This window comes from Melaminivora alkalimesophila (assembly GCF_000282995.1).
Classification (GTDB): Bacteria; Pseudomonadota; Gammaproteobacteria; order Burkholderiales; family Burkholderiaceae_C; genus Melaminivora; species Melaminivora alkalimesophila.
Genome location: NZ_ALEE01000423.1, coordinates 1 through 2382, shown reverse-complemented (window position 1 = coordinate 2382; position 2382 = coordinate 1). Strand labels below are relative to the sequence as shown.

Here is a 2382-nt window from a genome sequence, read left to right as displayed (position 1 = left end):
CGTGCCGCCGGCGCCGCCGCCGGTCGAGGAGCGCAACCGGATCCTGGACCTGTTCCGCCAGTGAGGGGCGGCCGCGCCCGCGGCTACGGCAAGGGGGCGAAGTGCAGGGGCTGGCCGGCCTGCGCGCTCGCGTCGCGGCTCAGGGCGGCGAAGAACTCCAGCCCGCCCTTGGTGTCGACCCAGCGCTCGCCCTCGAGGCGGTAGTGGTAGCCCCCCGAGCGGGCCGCCATCCAGACCTCGTGCAGCGGCTTTTGCAGGTTGATGATGATCTGGCTGCGGTCGGCGAAGGTGATGGTGACCACCCCGCCACTGCGCTGCGTGTCCAGGTCGCAATCGGTTTCTTCGTTGATGCGGTCGCAGTGGCTCTCCACGGCCATCAGCAGCCGCTCGGCGCGGTCCAGGTATTCAAGGTCGGTCATCACTACAATTTGCGCATGTCCCAAGGCCGCCGCATTCTAGTCAGCCGCTTCTTGCCAGCAGTCTGCGCAGTGTCATTGCTGGGCGCCTGCGGCCAGCGCGGCCCGCTGTACCTGCCCACCGAGGCGGCGGCCTCCGGGCGCGCCACCCTGCCGCAGACCTTGCGCCCCGACCGCGGCGCGCCCACCGCGCCTGCCCCTTCCCTCCCGCCTCCCTCTTCATGATTCCTTCGCCCCTGCCCGGCCAACCGCAGCTGCACTACCGCGGCCCCTCCCTGTACCTGGAAGACTGCCGCCTCTCGGATCTCGCCGCGCAGCACGGGACTCCCCTGTACGTCTATTCGCAAGCCGCCATGCTGGCGGCGCTGGAGGCCTACCGGCGCGGTTTTGCGGGCCGCGAGGTCCAGATCTGCTATGCCATGAAGGCCAACTCCTCGCTGGCCGTGCTGCAGCTGTTCGCGCGCCAGGGCTGTGGCTTCGACATCGTCTCGGGCGGTGAGCTCGAGCGCGTGCGGGCGGCCGGCGGCGACATGGCGAAGGTCATCTTCTCCGGCGTGGGCAAGACCCGCGCCGAGATGCGCCAGGCCCTGGAGGCCGGCATCGGCTGCTTCAATGTGGAAAGCGAGGCCGAGCTGGAAGTGCTCAACGAGGTCGCGCTGTCCATGGGCCTGCGCGCGCCGGTCAGCATCCGCGTCAACCCGAACGTGGACGCCCGCACGCACCCCTACATCTCCACCGGCCTCAAGGGCAACAAGTTCGGCATCGCCCACGAGCGCACCCTCGCCGTCTACCAGCGCGCCGCCGGCCTGCCCGGCCTGCGCGTGGCCGGCATCGACTGCCACATCGGCTCGCAGATCACCCAGGAAGCGCCCTACCTCGACGCCATGGACCGCATGCTCGACCTGGTCGAGGCGATCGAGGCGGCGGGCATTCCCATCGGCCACCTCGACTTCGGCGGGGGGCTCGGCATCAACTACGACGGCGAGGTGCCGCCGGCGGCCGATGCGCTGTGGGCCAGGCTGCTGGCCCGGCTGGATGCGCGCGGCCATGGCGGGCGGCGCCTGATGATCGAACCGGGCCGCTCGCTGGTGGGCAACGCCGGCGTGTGCCTGACGGAAGTGCTCTATCTGAAACCGGGCGAGCAGAAGAACTTCTGCATCGTCGATGCTGCCATGAACGACCTGCCGCGCCCGGCGATGTACCAGGCCTTCCACGCCATCGTCCCGCTGGAGCGACCGGATGCGCGGCGCGAGCCGGTGGTGTACGACGTGGTCGGCCCGGTGTGCGAGAGCGGCGACTGGCTGGGCCGCGACCGGCCACTGGCGATCGCCCCGGGCGAGCACCTGGCGGTGCTGTCCGCCGGCGCCTACTGTGCCAGCATGGGCAGCACCTACAACAGCCGGCCCCGTCCGGCCGAACTGCTGGTCGACGGCAGCCAGGCCCACCTGATCCGCTCGCGCGAGCGCGTGGCGCAGCTGTTCGAGAACGAACACCTGCTCCAGGGCGACCGGGCTTGACGTCGATCAAGCAATACCCCTTCCCGCATCCCTACCATTGCAGCTTTCCCGCTGCACGAGTCCCTCCATGTCCGCTGAACCCCTAGAGCTGTACCGCGACAGGAACCACGCCTGTCTGATGTTCTCCGACCTGGTCGAGGAAGACGGCCAGGCCGTGCAGGCCAACCAGTTCCTGATCGTCGACAGCGGCACCGGGGCGATCATCGACCCGGGCGGCAACCTCGCCTTCAACGAGCTGTTCATGGGCATGTCCCGGCATTTCGCGCCGCACAAGCTCTCCTACCTGATCGCCTCGCACGCCGACCCGGACATCATCGCCTCGCTGGACCGCTGGCTCACCAGCACCTCCGCCCAGCTGGTGATCTCGCGCGTGTGGGAGCGCTTCGTGCCGCACTTCACCAAGCCCGGCAAGACCGAGCACCGGGTGATCGGCGTGCCCGACAGTGGCG

The 2382-nt window shown here is 69.6% G+C and carries 4 protein-coding genes; 3 read left to right on the top strand and 1 reads right to left on the bottom strand.

The window, feature by feature from the left end:
* Nucleotides 1-83: 83 nt before the first annotated feature.
* On the bottom strand, nucleotides 84-419 hold the full coding sequence (gene cyaY / locus A612_RS08160; protein ID WP_019374012.1) for an iron donor protein CyaY: 336 nt from the start codon (nucleotides 417-419) through the stop codon (nucleotides 84-86).
* 15 nt (nucleotides 420-434) lie between these two features.
* Between cyaY and lptM the strand changes: the two genes are divergently transcribed.
* The 3 genes from lptM to A612_RS08150 all read left to right on the top strand — a co-directional run.
* Complete coding sequence (lptM, locus tag A612_RS18155) at nucleotides 435-641, top strand: LPS translocon maturation chaperone LptM (protein WP_075807029.1); 207 nt, start codon at nucleotides 435-437, stop codon at nucleotides 639-641.
* Nucleotides 638-1933 carry a diaminopimelate decarboxylase gene (lysA, locus tag A612_RS08155; RefSeq protein ID WP_019374011.1) on the top strand — a complete coding sequence of 432 codons (1296 nt, stop codon included), beginning with the start codon at nucleotides 638-640 and terminating at the stop codon, nucleotides 1931-1933. Before lptM ends, lysA begins: the two co-directional genes overlap by 4 nt.
* 67 nt (nucleotides 1934-2000) lie before the next feature.
* On the top strand, nucleotides 2001-2382 hold a 382-nt coding region (locus A612_RS08150), incomplete at its 3' end, for an oxygen-binding di-iron domain-containing protein (RefSeq protein ID WP_040436362.1).